Source organism: Bacillus songklensis, assembly GCF_042649685.1.
GTDB lineage: Bacteria > Bacillota > Bacilli > Bacillales > Bacillaceae_H > Bacillus_BA > Bacillus_BA songklensis.
Genome location: NZ_JBHRZT010000020.1, coordinates 521,263 through 543,249 on the forward strand (window position 1 = coordinate 521,263; position 21,987 = coordinate 543,249).

The 21,987-nt window shown below is 42.1% G+C and carries 17 protein-coding genes, 1 other RNA gene and 1 other annotated feature; of the genes, 3 read left to right on the plus strand and 15 right to left on the minus strand.

All coding sequences use genetic code 11. The features are described from left to right. Positions 1 to 139: 139 nt before the first annotated feature. From recD2 to cymR, 5 genes are all read right to left on the minus strand, one after another. Entirely contained in the window at positions 140 to 2,485 is a 2,346-nt protein-coding gene (gene recD2, locus ACFOU2_RS05695) for an SF1B family DNA helicase RecD2 (RefSeq protein ID WP_377913038.1), read from the minus strand. 64 nt (positions 2,486 to 2,549) lie between these two features. After that, on the minus strand, positions 2,550 to 3,200 hold the full coding sequence (locus tag ACFOU2_RS05700) for a tetratricopeptide repeat protein (RefSeq protein ID WP_377913040.1): 651 nt from the start codon (positions 3,198 to 3,200) through the stop codon (positions 2,550 to 2,552). 120 nt (positions 3,201 to 3,320) lie between these two features. Continuing rightward, complete coding sequence (gene mnmA / locus ACFOU2_RS05705; protein ID WP_377913043.1) at positions 3,321 to 4,433, minus strand: tRNA 2-thiouridine(34) synthase MnmA; 1,113 nt, start codon at positions 4,431 to 4,433, stop codon at positions 3,321 to 3,323. A gap of 38 nt (positions 4,434 to 4,471) precedes the next feature. Continuing rightward, positions 4,472 to 5,614 (minus strand): cysteine desulfurase family protein, encoded by a 1,143-nt coding sequence (locus tag ACFOU2_RS05710; RefSeq protein ID WP_377913045.1) that lies wholly within the window; start codon positions 5,612 to 5,614, stop codon positions 4,472 to 4,474. Positions 5,615 to 5,719: 105 nt separating this feature from the next. Continuing rightward, positions 5,720 to 6,136: a cysteine metabolism transcriptional regulator CymR gene (cymR, locus tag ACFOU2_RS05715; protein ID WP_377913047.1), complete on the minus strand. Its 417-nt coding sequence runs from the start codon at positions 6,134 to 6,136 to the stop codon at positions 5,720 to 5,722. Between the two features lie 168 nt (positions 6,137 to 6,304). Here cymR and ACFOU2_RS05720 point away from each other — a divergent pair, with 168 nt between their 5' ends. Beyond that, entirely contained in the window at positions 6,305 to 7,588 is a 1,284-nt protein-coding gene (locus ACFOU2_RS05720; protein ID WP_377913050.1) for a replication-associated recombination protein A, read from the plus strand. Between the two features lie 195 nt (positions 7,589 to 7,783). Further along, positions 7,784 to 8,458, plus strand: a complete 675-nt coding sequence (locus ACFOU2_RS05725; RefSeq protein WP_377913052.1) for an RsfA family transcriptional regulator — start codon at positions 7,784 to 7,786, stop codon at positions 8,456 to 8,458. Positions 8,459 to 8,699: 241 nt separating this feature from the next. On the opposite strand, the gene ACFOU2_RS05730 is transcribed toward ACFOU2_RS05725, so the two are convergent. The 5 genes from ACFOU2_RS05730 to ACFOU2_RS05750 all read right to left on the minus strand — a co-directional run bounded on the left by ACFOU2_RS05730 (position 8,700) and on the right by ACFOU2_RS05750 (position 13,529). Next, positions 8,700 to 9,467 carry a tRNA threonylcarbamoyladenosine dehydratase gene (locus ACFOU2_RS05730; protein WP_377913054.1) on the minus strand — a complete coding sequence of 256 codons (768 nt, stop codon included), beginning with the start codon at positions 9,465 to 9,467 and terminating at the stop codon, positions 8,700 to 8,702. A 169-nt stretch (positions 9,468 to 9,636) separates the two neighbouring features. Beyond that, positions 9,637 to 9,823, minus strand: a non-coding RNA gene (gene ssrS / locus ACFOU2_RS05735) — 6S RNA. Between the two features lie 62 nt (positions 9,824 to 9,885). After that, the gene (gene aspS / locus ACFOU2_RS05740) at positions 9,886 to 11,661 is read right to left on the minus strand and encodes an aspartate--tRNA ligase (protein WP_377913056.1); all 1,776 of its coding nucleotides are present in this window, start codon (positions 11,659 to 11,661) and stop codon (positions 9,886 to 9,888) included. 14 nt (positions 11,662 to 11,675) lie between these two features. Next, positions 11,676 to 12,944, minus strand: a complete 1,269-nt coding sequence (gene hisS, locus ACFOU2_RS05745; protein ID WP_377913058.1) for a histidine--tRNA ligase — start codon at positions 12,942 to 12,944, stop codon at positions 11,676 to 11,678. Between the two features lie 85 nt (positions 12,945 to 13,029). Next, positions 13,030 to 13,263: a binding site (T-box leader), on the minus strand. An 89-nt stretch (positions 13,264 to 13,352) separates the two neighbouring features. Beyond that, positions 13,353 to 13,529 (minus strand): RNA polymerase subunit sigma-70, encoded by a 177-nt coding sequence (locus tag ACFOU2_RS05750; protein ID WP_377913060.1) that lies wholly within the window; start codon positions 13,527 to 13,529, stop codon positions 13,353 to 13,355. Positions 13,530 to 13,664: 135 nt separating this feature from the next. On the opposite strand from ACFOU2_RS05750, the gene ACFOU2_RS05755 reads away from it, so the two are divergent. Then, complete coding sequence (locus ACFOU2_RS05755) at positions 13,665 to 14,576, plus strand: N-acetylmuramoyl-L-alanine amidase (RefSeq protein ID WP_377913062.1); 912 nt, start codon at positions 13,665 to 13,667, stop codon at positions 14,574 to 14,576. 264 nt (positions 14,577 to 14,840) lie between these two features. Here the strand turns inward: ACFOU2_RS05755 and dtd are convergent, their stop codons facing one another. From dtd to ACFOU2_RS05780, 5 genes are all read right to left on the minus strand, one after another. Next, complete coding sequence (gene dtd / locus ACFOU2_RS05760) at positions 14,841 to 15,281, minus strand: D-aminoacyl-tRNA deacylase (protein ID WP_377913065.1); 441 nt, start codon at positions 15,279 to 15,281, stop codon at positions 14,841 to 14,843. A gap of 15 nt (positions 15,282 to 15,296) precedes the next feature. Next, the gene (locus tag ACFOU2_RS05765) at positions 15,297 to 17,486 is read right to left on the minus strand and encodes a RelA/SpoT family protein (protein ID WP_377913067.1); all 2,190 of its coding nucleotides are present in this window, start codon (positions 17,484 to 17,486) and stop codon (positions 15,297 to 15,299) included. A gap of 555 nt (positions 17,487 to 18,041) precedes the next feature. Continuing rightward, positions 18,042 to 18,554 carry an adenine phosphoribosyltransferase gene (locus ACFOU2_RS05770; protein ID WP_377913069.1) on the minus strand — a complete coding sequence of 171 codons (513 nt, stop codon included), beginning with the start codon at positions 18,552 to 18,554 and terminating at the stop codon, positions 18,042 to 18,044. 23 nt (positions 18,555 to 18,577) lie between these two features. Beyond that, positions 18,578 to 20,914, minus strand: coding sequence for a single-stranded-DNA-specific exonuclease RecJ (gene recJ / locus ACFOU2_RS05775; protein ID WP_377913071.1), 2,337 nt, complete (start codon positions 20,912 to 20,914; stop codon positions 18,578 to 18,580). Between the two features lie 68 nt (positions 20,915 to 20,982). Further along, positions 20,983 to 21,876, minus strand: a complete 894-nt coding sequence (locus tag ACFOU2_RS05780) for a cation diffusion facilitator family transporter (RefSeq protein WP_377913073.1) — start codon at positions 21,874 to 21,876, stop codon at positions 20,983 to 20,985. Between the last annotated feature and the right edge of the window lie 111 nt (positions 21,877 to 21,987).

Consider the following 21,987-nt stretch of genomic DNA (forward strand, 5'->3'; position numbering starts at 1 on the left):
TTGCTTCGTTTTTTTATCAGTGTTGTCCATTTTTCCATAAATATACGTTTTGCCCAAACTTTGCAGAAAGCCGAAAAACGGGAGGTGAATGAGTATCGCCGTACATGTACATGTACAGCTATCATTAGGGTGTCATAAATTATAAAAAGTCATACGGCGTAACGTTTTCCATTCCGATATTAGCGTCTTTCATAAACGGCACTTCATCTTCAAACTGCCGATCAGCCAGCATCTCCATTAAAGTTGTTTGTCGTGAAGCATCATCATGGCGTTTTACACCAAGGCGAAGCGCTTCTTCTTCTCCGCATAAAATTAAAAATTTCTTACTTCTTGTAACAGCTGTATAAATTAAATTACGTCTCAACATTCGATAATAGCTTTTGACAATCGGCAAAATGACGATTGGAAACTCGCTTCCCTGAGATTTATGAATGGAGCAGCAGTAGGCATGGGTGATTTGGCCAAAATCCTGCTTCGTATATGTCACTTCATTGCCATCGAAGGAAATGACCAGCATATCCTGCTTTTCTGTATTTTCTTTAGCATAAAAAACAGAAACGATTTCTCCCATATCTCCATTAAACACATTGCTTTCCGGCTGATTGACGAGCTGTAATACTTTATCTCCGACACGATATGTCACATCGCCGTACTTTATTTCGCGTTTCTTTTCGGAAGCAGGGTTGAAAAGTTCCTGAAGCACTGCATTTAACCGGTCAATTCCTGCATTTCCTTTATACATAGGTGCAAGCACTTGAATGTCTTTTACGCTGTACCCTTTTTTCAGGGCACTTGCACATACTTGCTGTACGACATCTGTAATGTGATGGGATTGACATTTAATAAAAGAACGATCTGGTTTTGGCGTTGCCATATCTCCCGGCAGTTGTCCATTTTTAATAAAGTGGGCCAACTCAATGATGGATGAACCGTCCTTCTGACGATATACATCCGTTAACCGAATAGTTGGAATGGCCTTTGACTGAAGCAAGTCTTTTAACACCTGACCAGGTCCGACAGAAGGAAGCTGATCTTCATCCCCAACCAAAATCACTTGTAAATCGGAAGGAAGCGATTTAAACAATTGATGGGCAAGCCAAATATCCACCATGGATACTTCATCGACAATGAGCAGCTTTCCTTGGACCGGATGCTCCTCATCATGTTCAAATCCTTCCTGACCGTTCCATTTCAATAGACGGTGGATGGTGACGGCGGGCAGCTCTGTTGCTTCACTCATCCGCTTAGCTGCACGTCCTGTCGGAGCGACAAGCAAAACAGGGAATGGATTATCCTTTTTATAATCTTTTGGGTTCAGGGAACAACCGTGCAATTCAGCATACAGCTCCACAATTCCTTTAATAACGGTCGTTTTCCCTGTTCCCGGACCTCCTGTCAATAGCATCATTGGGGACATGAGCGCTTTTTGGATGGCTTCCTTTTGCGATGGAGCATACTGCACGCCTAAGCGCTCTTCCAACTCACCGAGGGCAAGCAAAAATTCCGATTCTGGAAATTGATTTTCATACTGAGTTTGAGCCATCAGCTTATCGATCGCTTTTGCGACCCCTTTTTCAGCATAATACAGCGAAGGAATATACACTTTCTCTTCTACAAGTTTGACTTTTTTGTCGGCCTTTAAGTTCTCGAGCTCCCTTGTAATATCCAGTTCCGAAATAGGCTCGTGCCGGCTTTGGTGCAATAAAGCAGCAGTTTGCTCAAACAATTGCTCGATGGTTAAATAGATATGACCAAGCTGGACACACTCTTGCTCCAACACATATAAAATCCCGGCTCTCATGCGGTCGGGATGATTACTGGCCATTCCAAGTTTTTTCCCCAACTCATCCGCACGATTAAATCCAATTCCCTGTATATCCTCTACAAGTTGATATGGATTTTCACGGATTACTTGAAGGGCTTCGTTCTTATAAGCCTGGAAAATCTTCATGGAAAGCTGCGGTCCAAATCCATGCCCTGACAGCTGTACCATCACTTCTTCCAATCCCTCATGCTCCCTCAATTGCTGGACGAGGGACTCGGCTTTTTCTTCGGACAACTTTGGCACTTGCTTTAACACCGATGAATCGTGAAGGATTTTATAAATGGCATTTTCTCCGAGAATGTCTACAATTTTTTCAGCGGTTTTTTTTCCGATTCCATGAAATAAGTCACTTGATAAATATTGAATGACTCCTTGCCTTGATTGGGGAAGCTCCTTTTTGAATCGTTCTACATTGAATTGCCGGCCAAAGCGTTGGTGTTCTTTTAAACGGCCGTAAAACGTATATGTTTCGCCCTCATGAAGACGTGGAAAATAGCCCGTTACCGCCATTTCGTTTTCTTCTGTGGCAACATCTGTTTCCTGAATGCGTATACGTGACACATTGTACAAGTTCTCATCATTATGAAAAATGGTGACAATTAACGTTCCTTTTATGTAAGAAAGCTCTTCTTGTCCGATTAACGACGTCCTTTCGTCCATTTTGTACCTCCTTTCCATGATCGGCGTTATGATTGATCCAAGCGGTCAAACAAAAGTAGAGTCATTACTCTTTTTCTGTTAACAGACGAATTCCGTTTCCGGCCAAAAGGTGATCTGGCTGAATCTCAACTGCTTTCCGAAACATTTCTAATGCTTTGTCCTGATTTTCTTTAAACGCATACGCAACACCTAAGTTATAGTAGGCATCTGCATGATCATCCTGTTGAATGACTTTTGCAAACTGCTCCATTGCTTCATCCAGCATTTCAAGCTGTGCCAAGCATAAACCATATTGGAAACGTGCTTCCACGTCTTCTCCGTTCAATTCTACGGCACGCTGCAGATAAGGCAAAGCAAGACGAAGTTCATTCGTATATAAAAAGGATAAGCCAAGCATAAAATAGACATCAGCTGAATTAAGCCCTTTTTGGATCGCCTGTTCAAAATGCTTTTTCGCCTCATTCAATTGCTGGAGTTTAAAGTGCACATTTCCTGCACCATAATGGGCAGTGGCTGCTTTTTCATCCATCTCAAGTGCACGTTCAAAAAATTTCAAGGCCTTTTCATTTTCCTCTAAGGCTGCTAATAAATTTCCGAAATTCACATATCCAAGTGCCTCTTTCGGGTTTTCCTCGATGGCCGCTGAAAATGCTTTGGCTGCCTCATCAAATTTTCCTTCCTGCATATATCGAATCCCTAATTGGTTGTTATCCATATGTATCACTCCATTATCCACTCATTTTCTACGATAAGTATAGCACAAAGTGGAACAAGTCATGTTGCCTCATAAGAACGCGATTTGCAAAAAATAGGATGCCTGTACAGGCATCCTATTTTACACATACCAGAGTTCTTCACCATTTTTGAAAACTTGGTCGATTGTTCCTCCGCCTAAACATTCTTCTCCGTTGTAAAATACAACAGCCTGCCCTGGTGTAACGGCACGGATCGGCTCATCAAATATAACCTTCACCGTATTGTCACTCGATTTCTCCACTGTGACCTTGTTATCTGCCTGGCGATAACGGAATTTCGCTGTGCACGCAAGCGGCTCCGTCCATTCACGATCACTTACCCAGCTGACATTTGTTGCAGTGATGGAATCTGAATAAAGCACCTCATTGTCGAAGCCTTGCTCGACATACAAAATGTTCTTTTCCAAATTTTTCCCGACCGCAAACCACGGTTCTCCGCTGCCACCGATGCCTAAGCCATGACGCTGACCAATCGTATAATACATTAAGCCGTCATGCTTACCTTTCACCTCTCCGGATAATGTTTGCATCTCACCCGGTTGGGCCGGTAAATATTGACTTAAAAACGTTTTAAAGTTCCGCTCCCCGATAAAGCAAATACCTGTACTGTCTTTTTTCGCCGCTGTCGCCAATCCTGCTTCTTTGGCGATTTCCCGTACTTTTGCTTTATCGATGTTTCCGATTGGAAACATGACTTTAGATAGCTGTTCTTGTCCCAATTGATTTAGGAAGTACGTTTGGTCCTTGTTTTCATCCAAACCGCGAAGCATTTTGTATTCACCGTCACGTTGCTCTACACGGGCATAATGCCCTGTTGCCAAGTAATCGGCCCCGAGTGTCATAGCATGCTCCAGGAACGCTTTAAATTTAATCTCTTTATTGCACATCACATCGGGATTTGGTGTACGTCCTGCTTTGTATTCATCTAAAAAGTACGTAAATACTTTATCCCAATATTGTTTCTCGAAGTTGACTGCGTAATATGGAATGCCGATTTGATTACATACACGAATCACGTCATTGTAATCTTCGGTGGCTGTACATACTCCATTTTCATCTGTATCGTCCCAGTTTTTCATAAAAATCCCGATGACGTCATACCCTTGCTCTTTTAATAGCAGCGCTGCAACGGATGAATCGACGCCTCCGCTCATTCCAACAACGACCCGTGTGTCTTTTCGTGCTTTTGTCAACTTGTTCACCTCCGTTTAATCCCGCTTCTAGGGAATTTTCACTTTACTAATCGCTTTACGATCCGAGCTGTTTCATGCGCAGCTTTTTCGATCTGTTCTGTTGTCGTTCCAAGTCCGAAACTAAAGCGGATAGACGAGACCAAGCGCTCGGAATCTTTCCCGAACATGGCGACCAGCACATGGGATGGATCGATTGAACCCGCCGTACACGCAGAGCCGCTTGAAGCAGCAATTCCCGCCAGGTCCAGATTGACGAGCATGGACTCGACGTTCGTTCCTGGAAAGGCCACATTTAAAACATGAGGAAGAGAGTCTTCCAGGTTTCCATTCACTGAATACTCGATTCCTTCTTCTTTGAAGATGTTGAGCATGTTTTCTTTATAACCTTTATATTGTGCCGCTTTTTCGGATAAAGTTTGCTGTGCAAGCTTAACGGCCTCTTCGAAGCCAACAATGCTTGCCACATTTTCCGTTCCTGCTCTTCGCTTTCGCTCTTGTTCTCCCCCAAACAAAAGAGGAGATAACGGAACGCTGGAAGCAGCGTATAAAAAGCCGACACCTTTTGGGCCATTGATTTTATGTGAAGAAACCGACAGCAAATCAATTCCCAACTGTTTTACATTGATCGAAACAAGTCCATATGCTTGTACAGCATCTGTATGGAAGAACGCCTGGTGATTCTTTAATACCTCACCGATTTCACCAATCGGTTGAATCGTTCCTACTTCGTTGTTTCCATACATGATCGAGACAAGAATCGTATCATCTGTTAATGCTTCTTGCAACTGTTTTGCACTGATTCGACCAGTCTCATCCACCGGTAAATAAGTGACGCGAAACCCTTGCTTTTCTAACGCTTCACATGTATGAAGTACCGCATGATGTTCAATTTGGGTTGTAATAATATGATTTCCTTTCTCTCGGTTGGCAAAAGCCACGCCGGTCAACGCCATATTATCAGCCTCAGTACCGCCGCTCGTAAAAATGATTTCATTTGGGTCAGCTCCTACACTAGCCGCCATCGTTTGACGCGCTTCATCTAAATAACGTCTGCTTTCACGGCCGTAGAAATGGATACTTGAAGGATTTCCGAACACTTCCTTCATGAATACTGTCATTTTATCGATTACAGCCGGATGCATCGGAGACGTCGCGGCATGGTCGAGATAAATTCGTTCCAATGTTAACACTCCTTGTTCATTAAATCCCTCCATAAAGGGACTCGAAAAAAGTTAATCATTATGCATGTAACGGCGCTGCAGACATTCCCTTTTACAGCACCTGCATCAAATATAAAACATATAAGAGCTTGCGTCTCCCCCGCTATGGTTAGCTAAGTCTTCCAATGTTGTACTATCCAACACTTCTCTTACGGCATCTCGGATGCGAATCCACAATTCGCGCTTCGCCGGTTCCTCTTCTTCCAACCCTTCAACAGGGCTAATCGGTCCTTCGAGTACGGAAATGATGTCACCGGCTGTAATGAGAGCAGGTTCTTTGGCTAAAATATACCCACCGTATGCTCCTCTTATACTTTTTACTAACCCTGCATTACGTAAAGGTGAAATTAACTGTTCCAAATAATGTTCAGATAAATCATGTGTTTGTGCAATCGCCTTTAAAGAGATAGGACCTTCCCCGAACTTTCTCGCTAATTCAATCATAATCGTTAAGCCGTAACGTCCTTTTGTTGAAATCTTCAAACCCAACACCCTTTCCATTCCTATCTTCATTTATCTATATCAAGTAATCCTATCGCTATTATAATAAAAAATTAGACCCTTGACATTATAGCATACTATTCATATCAGATGCATTTCAATCACCAGTTGCAATATAATAGGGTCTATCCATAGATAGGAGAGATTAAAATGAGTAAAAAACCACTTGCTTTCCGCATGCGGCCGAACCGCCTCGAAGATGTCATCGGACAGCAGCACCTTGTCGGAGAAGGCAAAATCATTCATCGGATGGTCAAGGCCAAGCATGTCAGTTCAATGATTTTGTACGGTCCGCCCGGTACAGGTAAAACGACTATTGCCACAGCGATAGCAAAAAGCACCAATACGGCTTTCCGTCAATTGAATGCGGTTGTGAACAATAAGAAAGACATGGAGATTGTGGCAGAAGAAGCAAAGATGTCAGGCAAAGTCATTTTACTGTTGGATGAGGTACACCGCCTTGATAAAGCCAAACAAGATTTTCTGCTTCCATACCTTGAGAATGGGATGATTACCTTAATCGGAGCCACAACAAGCAACCCGTATCACGCGATTAATCCTGCTATTCGGAGCCGCTGTCAAATTTTCGAGCTCAAACCGCTGACACCGGAAGAAATCAAGATCGCCCTTCTCCGGGCTTTAGAAGATGAACAGAACGGCTTGGGACAAACGAATGTACAAATCACCGAGGAAGCGCTTAAGCATTTTTCCACGGCTTGTAACGGTGATGTTCGTTCTGCCCTTGGAGCGTTAGAATTAGCTGTGCTATCAACTGATTCTGATAAAGATGGGAACATCCAAATCAGTGTATCCATTGCAGAAGAATGCCTGCAAAAAAAATACTTTACGCATGATAAAAACGGTGATGCACATTATGATGTATTATCGGCATTCCAAAAGTCCATTCGCGGCAGCGACGTGAATGCCGCTTTGCATTATTTAGGAAGGTTAATAGAAGCTGGCGATTTAGTCAGCATTAACAGAAGATTGCTTGTCATTGCCTATGAGGATATTGGGCTGGCTAATCCGCAAGCAGCCTCAAGAACACTTGCAGCCATTGAAGCGACCGAACGGCTCGGGTTTCCCGAAGCACGTATTCCTCTGGCGAATGCTGTCATTGAACTTTGCTTATCTCCAAAGTCCAATTCGGCCTACAAGGCACTCGATGCAGCAATTGCTGATATCCGTAAAGGACAAACGGGGGAAATACCTTCCCACTTAAAAGATGCCCACTATCAAGGAGCAGCACAACTCGGCCGGGGCATTGACTATCTATATCCGCACGATTATGAAAACGGCTGGGTCAAACAGCAATACTTGCCGAACCGTCTTAAACATCAGAAATATTATGAGCCGAAAAGAACGGGAAAATTCGAACAAGCCCTGGGCCAAATCTATGAGAAAATTAACCGCATGTCATCCATCTCTCATTAGGCTTCAACATTACCTATGTGGAAGTGCGCTTTAAAAGTATCCTGAACGAGCTAAAGAGGTTCTCGTATAAACCTTTGACAAAGGCCAAAGGGAAATTGTGCATAGATGAAATCTATTAAATTTGGGAAACGTATAATTGCGAGCCCAATGGGCAAAGCTATGATATAAATCAACCTATCGATAACGGGAGTTGATATGGTGAAAGTTAGACAGGATGCCTGGTCTCATGATGACGATTTACTATTGGCCGAAACCGTTTTACAATATATTCGCGAAGGCAGCACACAACTTGCAGCCTTTGACGAAGTGGGTGATAAATTAAACCGAACCTCGGCTGCATGCGGGTTTCGCTGGAATGCTGAAGTGAGAAAAAGATACGAAGAAGCAATCGCGCTTGCGAAGAAACAAAGAAAAGAAAGAAAACGTGCCCTCGAACACGCAAAGAAAAATGTTAAAAATGTTTCACCCCCATCAGCAGTCTTATCACTATCAGCGGCAGCCGATTCTTCTAAAGACCACGCAATCGAAGAATATGCGACGGAATTAATAGCACCGCTGAATAATATGAGCTTAAATGATGTCATTCAATTTTTATGTAAAATACGATCCGAGCAATCACAATCGAATATATTGGCAAAAGAAAATGAAACATTGCGCAAGGAAAATGAACAGCTCGCCCTTGAAAATAAGCAATTGGAAACAAAGCTGGAACAACTACAAAAACAGCAGGTTATCATTCAAGAAGACTACCAAACACTGCTGCAAATCATGAATCGCGCACAACAAATGATGCTGTTTGAAGAAAGGGAAGATATTGCCCCGCCCTTCCTTCAAGAAGACCAAACGGATACTCCTCCACTTCTTAACTAAAAAGCTGAGGATGACTCAAAAGGTATAAAAAGACATACCTATTAAGTCATCCTCCTTAAGTTCTTAACATCATCTATCACTTTTTATCCTATGTATGTTTTTCAGTTCTTGCATCCTGAATAGGCTAGAAAGGTTCTCGTATAGGCCTTCGACAAGAGCCCGGAAGGGAAATTGGCGAAGGCTTATGCGTAAACAATGGACCATGGATGTTTTTCATCCATGGTCCATTGTTTATGTGGATTTATATATCTTGACCGACACGGTAAATTTCAATATCTTTTAACAGCTCTGTAATAACATGCCCTGCCATGATTAATCCGGCCACGGAAGGAACAAAAGCGTTAGAAGACGGCGGCATTTTCGCTTTGCGAATCTCTGCCTGGTCATTCCCAACTACTTTACGTACTTCTTCACGAATAACAATGGGACTTTCATCCGAAAATACGACTGGAATTCCTTTACGAATTCCTTCTTTGCGTAAACGTGTACGGATAACTTTGGCGATTGGATCCGTATGTGTTTTGGAAATATCCGCGATACGGAAACGGGTCGGATCCATTTTATTAGCGGCTCCCATACTTGAAATGATTGGGATTTTACGTTTTAAACATTCTTTCATCAAATGAATTTTATAAGAAATGGTATCCGAAGCATCAACGACATAATCAAGATTGTAACTGAAAAATTCTTCATATGTTTCTTCTGTATAAAACATTTTTAGTGCGATGACTTCACAATCTGGATTGATATCTGCTACACGTTCTTTCATTAGATCAACTTTAGGACGGCCGACTGTTGACAATAAGGCATGAATCTGGCGGTTTACGTTTGTAATATCCACATCATCTTTATCGACTAACACGAGACGGCCTACACCGGAACGGGCGAGTGCTTCCACTGAAAACGAACCAACTCCTCCAATACCAAGAACAGCCACTGTACTTCCTTTTAGCTTATCTAAACCTTCTTTTCCTATCGCAAGCTCGTTGCGCGAAAATTGATGTAACATCTGTTTCACACTCCGTTATTTTTCTCATTCTTCCATAGTATTTGTTCAGAATTTGACTATATCACACTTTTTATTTAATTCAACTAATTCTATTGGTTTTAGATGTTTTTTAAGAGCATATGAAAACCCTATGCAGATATACTGCATAGGGTTGAATATACAAATAAAGAAAAGTCCCAATCGTGCCGTCTTCAGATGCCTTCGTTTTGAACCCGCTCACAGCAGGTGGGTGCTCTATTTCAATGGTTGTAAGTCCTTGATCCAAAGGCATTTACGCTCATTGAAAACTCCGAGCTCCCTTATAACTTATTGTTCGGTCAAAACAATAGGTTATAAGACGAACACATCAGGACTTCTTGTTTCTTGACAGTATCTTATCATAGAATAAATTCCTTTTCAAGCAAGCAAAAAGTATAATTTATTCACTTTTTTTAACACGGGTCTCCAAATGCAGTTCCGCTAATTGTGCCGCACTAACTTCTCCCGGAGCTTCTGTGAGTAAACAGCTTGCACTTGCTGTTTTCGGGAATGCGATTGTGTCACGCAGATTTGTGCGCCCCGCCAGCAGCATCACTAAACGGTCAAGACCCAGGGCAATACCGCCGTGAGGAGGTGTTCCGTATTCAAATGCTTCAAGCAAGAACCCGAATTGTTCGTAGGCCTGTTCAAGCGTAAAGCCTAATACCTGGAACATTTTTTCTTGAATGTCTCGCTCGTAAATACGCAACGAACCGCCGCCAAGCTCATAGCCGTTCAACACTAAGTCGTATGCTTGTGCACGCACTTTTCCTGGATCTGTATCTAAATATTCAAGATCCTGACGAACCGGCATTGTAAACGGATGATGCGCCGCATAATAGCGGCCTTCCTCTTCATCATACTCAAGAAGCGGCCAGTCTGTTATCCACAAGAAGTTGAATTTTGCTTCATCAATTAGGCCTAAATCTTTTCCAAGCTTCAGGCGCAATGCCCCCAATGAATCTGCCACTACACTCTTCTTATCGGCGACAAACAGCAGCAAATCGCCAGTAGAAGCTTCTAACGCTTCAATGAATTGTTTTTGCTCTTCTTCGTTGAAGAATTTTGCAATCGGGCCTTTTAGGCCGTCTTCTTCCACCTTCAACCATGCTAAACCTTTAGCGCCGTAAACAGCTGCATATTCTTGTAAGCCATCGATGTCCTTACGTGAATAGTTAGCAGCCGCTCCCTTAACATTAATCGCTTTTACTTGTCCGCCGTTTTGAACCGCACCGCTGAATACTTTGAAGCCGCAGTCTTTGACGAACTCTGATAGATCGACTAACTCCATCTCAAATCGGGTATCCGGCTTGTCCGAACCGTAACGGCTCATCGCTTCATCATAAGCCATACGAGGGAATGGAGCAGGAACGTCGATTCCTTTTACATCTTTCATGACTTTGACCATCATGTTTTCTGCCAACTCAATAATTTCATCTTGAGTGAGGAAAGATGTCTCAATATCTACTTGCGTGAACTCCGGCTGACGGTCTGCACGCAAATCTTCATCACGGAAACAGCGTGCAATTTGGTAATAGCGCTCGAAACCAGACACCATTAATAACTGCTTGAAAATTTGCGGTGATTGCGGCAGCGCGTAAAACTCTCCCGGGTGAACGCGGCTTGGTACTAAGTAGTCGCGTGCTCCTTCCGGTGTGCTCTTCGTTAAAATTGGCGTTTCGACATCTAAGAAACCATTATCATCTAAATAATTACGGATGGTTTTTGTCAGATCACTGCGCATCTTCATTGTTTCAAACATCACTGGACGGCGCAAATCCAAGTAACGGTATTTTAAACGTACATCTTCCGCTACATCTGCTTTATTTTCAATCATGAACGGAGGAGTTTTTGCTTTATTTAAAATAACGATTTCCTCCGCCTGTACTTCGATTCTTCCCGTTTTTAAGTTGGCATTCACGGTTCCTTCTTCACGTGCAATCACTTTTCCTTCGATATGAAGCACGAATTCGTTACGTACGTTTTCAGCTATCTTTAATGCTTCAGCCGATACGTCCGGATTGAAGACGACTTGGACGATCCCTGTACGATCGCGAAGGTCAATGAAGATAAGACCTCCTAAGTCACGGCGCTTTTGCACCCATCCTTTTAGTTTTATCGATTCACCAATCGCTTTTTCCGTTATTTCACCACAGTAATATGTTCTTCCCTGCATGATGTTATCCCCCTTTAGCGTACTTCCTTTAAATGGGCAACAAGTTCTGTAATTGCCACTTCGTGCTGTTCCCCTGTTGCCATATTTTTTACATTAACTACTTTCTTATCTAATTCATCCTCGCCTAACACGATGACAAATTTAGCCTGAAGACGGTCTGCTGATTTGAATTGCGCTTTTATTTTTTTATCTTGATAATCTTTTTCTGTGATGAAACCAGCCATACGGAGATCATTCACAATGGAAACGGAATAATCTTTTGCTGCTTCTCCCAGTGCCACCACATAGCAATCAATGCTCTCTTCAATCGGCAGGGTAACGTTTTCTGCCTCTAATGCTGCCAGCAAACGCTCAATACTCAGAGCAAAGCCGATACCAGGCGTTTCCGGGCCGCCGATATCTTGGACAAGACCGTTGTATCGCCCGCCGCCGCAAAGAGTCGTAATCGAACCGAACCCTTCTGCTTCACTCATAATTTCAAACGCCGTGTGGTTGTAATAATCCAAGCCGCGGACCAGATTCGGATCCACAACAAACTCGATATGTAAATTCGTTAAATATTGCTGCACCTTCTCAAAATACACTTTTGAGTAATCATTTAAGTAGTCCATAATCGACGGTGCCGTTTTCATTAGTTCATGATCGCGGTCTTTTTTACAATCAAGAATGCGAAGCGGATTTTTTTCTAACCGGCTTTGGCAATCAGAACAAAATTCTCCGATTCTTGGCGAGAAATGATTGATTAAAGCCTCACGGTGTGCCTGACGGCTTTCCGCATCACCCAAGCTGTTAATGACAAGGCGCAGCTTCTTCAATCCTACTGATTGATAAAATTGCATAGCGAGTGCCATTACTTCTGCATCGATTGCTGGATCATTGCTCCCTAATGCCTCCACTCCAAATTGAACAAACTGGCGGAATCGTCCTGCTTGGGGACGTTCATAGCGGAACATAGGGCCAATATAAAACAGCTTCGTTGGTTGATTCGGATTTCCAAACATTTTATGTTCCACAAACGAACGTACAACCGCCGCTGTACCCTCTGGGCGAAGAGTGATGCTTCGGCCGCCCCGGTCTTCAAATGTATACATTTCTTTTTGAACAATATCCGTTGTATCCCCTACACCACGTTGGAATAATTCAGTATGCTCAAACATCGGGGTGCGGATTTCTTTATAATTGAACATGCGGCAAATGGTTCTCGCCTGCTGCTCCACATATTGCCACAGTTCCACAGTACCTGGGAGAATATCTTGTGTACCTCTTGGAATTTGAATTGACATAAACGTTGGTGCCTCCTAATTTCTTTTTTCTTAACACTCTCTTATGGCCTAAAAATAAAAAAACTCCCATCCCTACAAATATACTTGTAGGGACGAGAGTTATACTTTCTCGTGGTACCACCCTAATTGAAGCAAAATTGCTCCCACTTAAATCGTTAACGCCTGAATACGTTCAACTCCTACTAAGAACATCCTTTTCAGAGAGAAACCTCGAGAGTGTTCGTTCGTTAAGTCATCATGCAGAAATGCTTTCAGCCTTAGGCATTTCCTCTCTTTTTCATGTGTACTCTTAACTACTTTTCTCCGTCCATGGTTTTTTACGGGTCATTATTCTTATGTAGATTTATAGCAATTGTCTACTATATTACGAATGAAATTCGGAATTGTCAAGAACCTTTCTGCGTTTAATTAAGAACGGGATAAATTCTTTTTCAACGTCTTGACATCGCGCAATGTCAAACCGAATTCCGATGCCAATTCAACGGAAGAGGAACTGGATTCCTGTTGAATGAAATCGTGAAAATTGACTCCAAATAACTGATTGCGGTGGGTAAATGTTTGTTCTCCTTTATCACTGAATTTCATGCAATTCCCTTCTTTCCTGCGGTATGATAGTTAGCCTTACAACATATCTTTTCCATTTTTCCATTTGAACTTACAGGATTTTTCGATATTATCAAGAATTATTACCTTACAAATACAGGAAAAGGAGTTACGGTAGTGATAGTGAAATATGTGAAACTTCCACTTTATTTTCTGCTCGGAATCACCCTCTTCTTTTTAGTTTTTCAGCCTCAGACGAATGCACAAAGCGAATTCGTTTCCGTTCAAGCCAATGTACTGAACGTACGAAGCGGCCCTGGTACCTCACATGAGATTGTGGATAAAGTCAAAGAAGGCACAATTTTATCCGTAGTTGAAAAGTTTGATCGCTGGTACCATGTCCAATTAACAAATGGAAGGACCGGATGGGTGGCAAAGCAGTACGTTGATTCACTCCCGGATATTCCACCCTCCCCCATCACACAGCCATACATTGCCTTTGCCTCTGCTTCCAAGCTTCAGGACCTATACGGGATTTCGCTGGCGACTTTGCAAGATAAAACGATTGTCATTGATGCCGGTCACGGGGGACGCGATAAAGGAGCAGTCGGCACATCCGGTACGTATGAAAAAGACCTGACACTTATCACTTCCAAGTTACTCCAAAAAAGATTGTCAACACTAGGGGCTCACGTCGTCATGACTAGAACGAATGATCAGTACATCTCCCTTGAGCAGCGGGTGGCACTCGCCAACAAAAAAAAAGCGGATGCCTTCATCAGCATCCACTATAACAGTTCCAAAGACGACAAGCTCCATGGCATTATCACTTATTATGATCGGCATCAGTCGTTAGCGGAAAGCATTCATAAAGAGCTCATTTCCCTTACAACTTTTGATAACAAAGAAGTGCGTCACGGTGATTATCATGTATTAAGAGAAAATTCGCAGCCATCCGTCTTACTGGAGCTTGGCTTTTTGAGTAATGCCCATGAAGAAACACAAATGCAAACAGGGCAGTTTCAATACAATGTCGTAACAGCTATCGTCAAAGGATTGGCCCGCTACTTTGATGAGCAGAACACATAAAAATAGGATGGTTGATATCTTGTTGAATTTTCAAACCATTCTTTTTAAGAAAAGCACAAGCGGCTCGCCCGGAGTCGAAACAAGCCGGATAAATTCAAAACACATTTTATCCTTTCTCATACCGTAAAAAAATATATTCATTATGCTTTCCTAATCTAAAAAGGACCTTTTTCACCAAACTTTGTTTTATCCTCAGTTTAGGTGAAAGGCCCTTTTCAAGAGAAAGAAAAAAGGCCGCTTTTTTCGGCCTTTTTCCCTTCTCTTTTATTTACTTTCTATAATTAACGTAACCGGTCCATCATTCGTAAACTCTACATCCATCATGGCACCGAAAATACCTGTTTCAACTTTTAAACCTTTTTTGGTCAGATCCTCATTAAAGTGCTTATACATTTCATTGGCATAGTCAGGTTTGGCGGCTTCCATGAAGTTCGGTCTTCTTCCTTTACGGCAATCCCCGTAAAGGGTGAATTGTGATACAGACAACACTTCCCCGCCGATGTCAAGCAGTGACCAATTCATTTTCCCGGATTCGTCTTCAAAAATACGTAAGTTAGCGACCTTGTCCGCTAAGTAAGCTGCATCTTCTACTGTATCTGAATGAGTCACACCAACTAATAGCATCACACCACGCTCAATGGCACCGACCGTTTTTCCTTCTACGATTACTTTTGCATTTTTTGCTCGCTGAACAACTACACGCATAATGAAAATTCCTTTCTAATGCATAATTCTTCGTACCGAATAAATGTCACGAATTTGTTTAATCCGCTCTACTACTTTATGAAGATGATTAATATTGTGGATGGATATCGACATATTAATCGTCGCCATTTTGTTACGGTCCGAACGTCCTGATACGGCAGAAATGTTCGTTTTCGTCTCATTTACCGCCTGAAGAACTTCATTTAACAAGCCGCGGCGATCAAATCCGGAAATTTCTATCTCCACATTAAATTCGCGTCCTTCTTTAATGCTAGACTCCCACTCAACAGGGATTAAACGATTTTCGGCTTCCTCAGTGTGAACATTTAAACAATCTTGACGATGAACGGACACGCCTCTTCCTTTTGTAATGAACCCGATAATTTCATCACCTGGAACTGGATTGCAGCACTTGGACAAGCGAATCAACAAATTATCAATTCCTTGTACGACTACACCTGAATCCCGTCGTTTTCCTTTAGGGATAGACTTCGTCTCATTCATGATTTCCTTGATTTCTTGCTCTTGATCGCGCTGTTTGCGCCATTTGTCAGTCAGACGATTCGCAATTTGTGCCGCTGTAATGCCGTTATATCCGACTGCGGCATACATATCCTCTTCATTGGAAAAGTTAAATTTCTCCGCCACTCTTTTTACATTCTCTGCTGTTAAGACTTCTTTCACCTCAAAGTCTAAGTTACGGATTTCTTTCTCGACAAGTTCTTTTCCTTTTTCGATATTTTCCTCACGACGCTGCTTTTTAAAGAATTGGCGAATTTTATTTTTTGCCTGAGTCGTTTGCGTAAGCTTAAGCCAGTCTTGGCTCGGGCCATAGGAATGCTTGGAGGTTAATATCTCAATGATATCACCTGTTTTCAATTTGAAGTCAAGGGTCACCATTTTGCCGTTCACTTTCGCTCCTATCGTCTTATTTCCAATCTCGGAGTGGATACGATAAGCAAAATCGATTGGAACAGATCCAGCAGGAAGTTCAATGACGTCTCCTTTTGGTGTAAAGACGTACACCATGTCAGAGAAAAGGTCCACTTTTAACGATTCCATAAACTCTTCAGCATTCGTCGATTCGTTTTGGAACTCCAAAATCTCTCTAAACCATGTTAACTTATCTTCAAAGGAAGCACGATCGTTTGCTGTCTTTCCTTCTTTATAAGCCCAGTGTGCGGCAACCCCGTATTCCGCAATATGATGCATCTCTACTGTACGGATTTGCACTTCAAGAGGGTCCCCCTTAGGACCAATCACTGTTGTATGGAGAGACTGATACATGTTAGGCTTAGGCATTGCAATATAATCTTTGAAACGTCCGGGCATCGGCTTCCAGCACGTATGAATAATTCCTAATACCGCATAGCAATCTTTAATACTGTTTACGATAATACGAACAGCCAGCAAATCATAAATTTCATTAAATTGCTTGTTCTGTAAAGCCATTTTTCGATAGATGGAATAAATGTGCTTCGGTCTTCCCGAAATTTCTGCTTTAATAGCTACTTCGTTGACCCGATCCCGCACCTCGTCAATGACTTCTGAAATATATTGTTCACGCTCTGCGCGTTTTTGCTTCATTAAATTGACAATGCGGTAATACTGTTGAGGATTTAGATAACGTAAAGCCGTATCTTCCAATTCCCATTTGATTTTGGAGATACCAAGACGATGGGCTAATGGGGCAAAGATTTCTAATGTTTCATTGGCAATGCGACGTTGTTTTTCCTGGGGTAGGTGCTTTAACGTACGCATGTTATGCAAACGGTCTGCCAACTTAATTAAAATCACTCGAATATCCCGTGCCATCGCAACAAACATTTTCCGATGATTTTCTGCCTGCTGCTCTTCTTTTGATTTATACTTAATTTTGCCCAGCTTTGTAACACCATCGACTAACATGGCAACATCATCGTTAAATATGTTCTTTAGTTGTTCAAGTGTAACATCCGTATCTTCTACTACATCATGTAAAAATCCCGCCGCAATCGTCGTTGGGTCCAGCTCTAAATCCACCAAAATACCCGCTACTTGAATCGGATGAATAATATAAGGCTCCCCTGATTTGCGATATTGCTCACTATGAGCGTCCTTTGCAAATCGGTATGCCTTTTGTACAAAATCTATATCATCATCAGACAAATATTTTCCAGCATTTTCAATTACTTGTTCAGCTGTTAACACTTGCTCGTTTGCCATGAAATCACCTTTTATCAATAAAATAAAACTTCCATCAGCCGGAGTTTTCGACGCACCAGGCATCAGGTAATTAGTCTCATTCCTTACTGATGGATAGTTGAATCAATCGGGTTCCTATGGCCTATGACCCCTCCGTCTTAGGAGGTACAGAGGCTTATCGACCATTAGAATGGGGTAAATGAAAAGATCATATCTTATAAGTTCATATTGTAACTATTATCATGAAAATTTTCAAAGATGTAAAGCTTTTCTAAAAAGATTTTTCCGACGCACATTGAACTGGATGCGCGCCGGAAAAATCTTCGTACTGAATCATTCCGTTTGTTGAATGGAGTCTTGGAAAAGCAATCATCTCAGTACGCAGACAAACGCTAAGAAAGTTATGTTCCATACAGAAAACTTAATGATATAAATTCTTTATGTGGATTCATATATTTAATAAACAGAAATCACCCTTTACCCCTGTAATCAAGAGCAAAAGGTGATTTTACATTTTCTAAAATTCAAAGCATATAAAACCAACAGGGTGATGGTTCCGCTGTTGGTTTTACATCATTAATATTTCATTAATGTAAAGACATCGTAGCCTTCTAGTTTCTCACGACCATTTAGATCTGATAACTCGATTAAGAATGCAGCGCCTACTACAACGCCTCCAAGCTGCTCAACAAGTTTGATCGTTGCTTCAATGGTACCGCCGGTTGCTAAAAGGTCGTCTGTAATTAATACACGCTGACCTGGTTTGATTGCATCCTTATGCATCGTTAATACGTCTTTGCCGTATTCTAAGCCATAGTCTACTTTAATCACTTCACGAGGAAGTTTTCCTTCTTTGCGAACCGGCGCAAACCCGACTTCTAATGCATACGCAACAGGACATCCAATGATAAAACCGCGTGCCTCGGGTCCTACAACAATGTCGATTTGTTTTTCTTTTGCATACTTAACAATCTCGTCTGTTGCTGCTTTATAAGCTTTACCATTATCCATAAGCGTTGTAATATCTTTAAATATAATACCTGGCTTCGGCCAATCAGGTACGATTGTTATATATTGCTTAAAATCCATTAATTTGTTGCCTCCTCATCAATTCAACGGTTGTCAATCACTTGGTCAAACAACTGTTTCAATTGTACATATGATGTGTACAGAAAACTTTTTTCTAATTGAATTTGCTCCTGTTTGCGACGGTAAGTCGCAGATTCTATTAAATCACGTTTTGCTCCATTTTTCATCAAAGAAATGAGACCATTTTTTATTGTAACAAATTCTAATTCAAAAAACACCTGTGACATGAAATCAATTGTATCTTTCGACCAGCCTCGACGAATCGCAAGATCTTCTTTGTAACGATTCAAATCGAACGGACTGTTTTTCATTAAAAATGCATAATACCATTTAAAATGGTCACGCGTCGGAACGGTGTGAAAATAATGATCTTCCTTTGATAGAAAAACGGTATAAATTCTTGACGGAACTCCGTTATTCAGCAATTTGCTTACTAACTCCATAGAGGAGGGCAGGTCCAGCAAGACAAGCTGTTTTCCCTCTGCCTCAAAATGTGACGCAGCTTCAACACTGCCTATATATACAATTCGGTCATGATATAGTTGCTTTTCCCGTTCCGTTAACGTATGTTCTGAAAAATAAATAACCGTCATATCAGAAGTAAACATCGACTTAAAAAAGCGGTCCGCACTTCTGACACTCCGATAATCGAATAATTGCCAATCTCCAATCCCTACATCCTCAATCATCAACTGAGGTTTTCGAATATTATTCCATTCGTTAATCGTTAACTCTCCAACAAGTGAAATTTTAGATATTGGAGAGATGTCATCATACAAGTGGCCTAAGCCGAAGCCAACCCCATCGATTGTCATACCTTCATCTTCAAACGTCAGCTTTAAATGAGTTTGATCCGCTCCAATTTTCCGAATGGAAGAGATATTGACATCTTCCACCATCACTTTTGGTTTTGCATTGCTCATTCCGAAGGGAGCAAGCCGTCTAAGCTGCTGAATGGCCGAAAGCGTGATATCTTCCACTTTACAAACAGTATCCACGTTGGTAATCGGAATAAAATCTTCTTCCGTCAGTTGCTCATAAGCTAGCGTATTCAACCGAGCCCGCAACCTATCGACATCTTCCGTTTTTAAGGTCATACCTGCCGCCATCGGATGTCCCCCAAAATGGGGAAGAATATCGCGGCAAGTAGATAAATTGGCAAACAAGTCGAAACCATCGATGCTTCGTGCCGACCCTTTAGCCAACCTTTTTTCAGGATCGATGCTTAAGACGATGGCCGGACGATAAAACCGGTCGACCAGTCTTGAAGCGACAATACCGATGACACCCGAATTCCATCCTTCCTTCGCTATCACAAGTACACCGTTATCTTCGGGAGGGTAAAGAGTTTCTACGATGGAGACTGCTTCTTCCGTTATTTCATTCACAAGCTGCTGCCTTTCTTTGTTTAGCTCATCAATTTCTGCAGCTAGTTGTTGAGCCTCGATTTCATTTGTTGTCATTAATAAATGAACGGCAGGGTCAGCCGACTGCAATCTCCCTACTGCATTAATACGGGGAGCGATTGCAAATCCAATCGTATCTTCATGGACATCATCCTGTTTAATGCCGCATACACGAAGCAAAGCCTGGATACCGGGACGATTTGTCCGTCTTAAGTATTGCAAGCCCTTGCTGGCAATTAAACGGTTCTCCCCCTGCAGCGGCACTAAATCCGCAATTGTCCCAATCACAGCCAGTTCCAGTAAATGCTCCGGCACTTCTCCAAGCAAAGCGTGTGCAAGTTTGAAAGCCACTCCTACACCCGCTAAATCTTTGAACGGATATGTACTTCCCGGCTTTTTAGGATGGATGATCGTATATGCTTCCGGTAACTGCGGTCCCGGCTCATGATGATCGGTAATGATCAAATCAAAGTTCAGCTCTTTTGCAAGGGAGGCTTCATTCACAGCCGAAATCCCTGTGTCCACGGTAACGACAAGCGTATATCCTTGTTCACTGATTAATCGAAAAGCCGCTTCATTCGGACCGTATCCTTCAGTAAAACGATTTGGAATATAAAAATCCGCTTCTGCCCCCAGCAAGGTTAAAGCAGATAAGAGTACAGACGTACTGCTAACCCCGTCCGCATCATAGTCTCCATATATCATTATTTTTTCATTTTGCTCAATGGCTTGCTTAATACGCTTCACTGCTTTATCCATTCCGTCTAATAAAAAAGGATCATGGAATGTTTGTCGATCTATGTTTAAGAATTGCTCAGCAGATTCAATCGTCGTTAATCCGCGATTGATGAGCAATGAAGCAATGAGAGGTGTAATCTCGAGGTTGGTCACAAACTTCTCTACAAGTTCATGATTCGTCTGTTGAACCCTCCATCTTTTTTTTGATTTCAGCATATCCTCACCCCTTAACCCACATTATTATACTAGAGTAGATGCTAACGGGCAACGCTGTTACATATTTGTCACTCCCCTGAATATGGGTTGATATGCACGAAGACATCTTGAATATTCGGTTCTTCCATTAATCGTTTTTTTACTTTTTTTCCGATTAAGTGCCCTTCTTCTACGGTGATAGAAGGATCCACTGATATTTTCAAATCAATAATGACATAATGGCCATGCTCCCTGGCATGCAGGGACGTTAATTTCTTGACCCCGGGCACAGAAACGGCGATTTCCTTCAAATGAGCTGTCTCTTCTTCATGACGTACATGATCTAACGTGTTATGGAAAGCCTCTGAACCAAATTGCCACGCTGTCTTTAAGACAAGAAACGAGACGAATAGCCCTGCAACCGGGTCTGCATATACAAGCCAGCCGACTCCAATCTTTTCTCCAATAATGGAACATAAAATCCCAATGAGTGCAGCAATGGACGATAAAACATCTGTACGATGATCATAAGCACTCACAAGAAGGGCATCGCTTTTAATCTTTTTTCCGAGTTGATATGTATATCGGAACAAAGCCTCTTTCACTAAGATAGAAAAGATAATGGCAGCAACCGCCCATATCTTTGGCGGTGCAATCGGCTGGGAAAATGCCTTGATGGAAGAGGTGAAAATTTCAATACCGACCATAACGAGGAGCACGGCGACAATAATAGCAGCAATTGATTCAGCTTTACCATGCCCGTAGGGATGATCTTCATCAGGTGGACGTTTGGCAACCCTTACTCCGATATATACCACAATGGAACCGGCCACATCCGAAGCCGAATTCAAGGCATCCGCCATTAAAGCACGACTATTGGCCAATGTACCAAAAATCCACTTCACAATAGCTAATACAATATTTCCAGCCATCCCGACAATGGCAGCCTGTTGCGCTTTCTTAAAACGCTCATTTTTTTCCACACCTGCACCTCTTTTCCCTAAGCCTATAACATTATATAGAGTACCCTGATTTTCTCCTGGCATGAAAAGTTCATCATCCGCTCTTTTTGGCCACCGAAAAAAATCCGCGGA

Coding starts and splice junctions, on each gene's coding strand:
- recD2 (WP_377913038.1), bottom strand. CDS start 2,485: ATGGACGAAAGGACGTCGTTAATCGGACAAGAAGAGCTTTCTTACATA.
- ACFOU2_RS05700 (WP_377913040.1), bottom strand. CDS start 3,200: ATGGATAACAACCAATTAGGGATTCGATATATGCAGGAAGGAAAATTT.
- ACFOU2_RS05720 (WP_377913050.1), top strand. CDS start 6,305: ATGAGTAAAAAACCACTTGCTTTCCGCATGCGGCCGAACCGCCTCGAA.
- ACFOU2_RS05725 (WP_377913052.1), top strand. CDS start 7,784: ATGGTGAAAGTTAGACAGGATGCCTGGTCTCATGATGACGATTTACTA.
- ACFOU2_RS05730 (WP_377913054.1), bottom strand. CDS start 9,467: ATGTTACATCAATTTTCGCGCAACGAGCTTGCGATAGGAAAAGAAGGT.
- aspS (WP_377913056.1), bottom strand. CDS start 11,661: ATGCAGGGAAGAACATATTACTGTGGTGAAATAACGGAAAAAGCGATT.
- hisS (WP_377913058.1), bottom strand. CDS start 12,944: ATGTCAATTCAAATTCCAAGAGGTACACAAGATATTCTCCCAGGTACT.
- ACFOU2_RS05750 (WP_377913060.1), bottom strand. CDS start 13,529: ATGAAATTCAGTGATAAAGGAGAACAAACATTTACCCACCGCAATCAG.
- dtd (WP_377913065.1), bottom strand. CDS start 15,281: ATGCGTGTAGTTGTTCAGCGAGCAAAAAATGCAAAAGTAATCGTAGAA.
- ACFOU2_RS05765 (WP_377913067.1), bottom strand. CDS start 17,486: ATGGCAAACGAGCAAGTGTTAACAGCTGAACAAGTAATTGAAAATGCT.
- ACFOU2_RS05770 (WP_377913069.1), bottom strand. CDS start 18,554: ATGGATTTTAAGCAATATATAACAATCGTACCTGATTGGCCGAAGCCA.
- recJ (WP_377913071.1), bottom strand. CDS start 20,914: ATGCTGAAATCAAAAAAAAGATGGAGGGTTCAACAGACGAATCATGAA.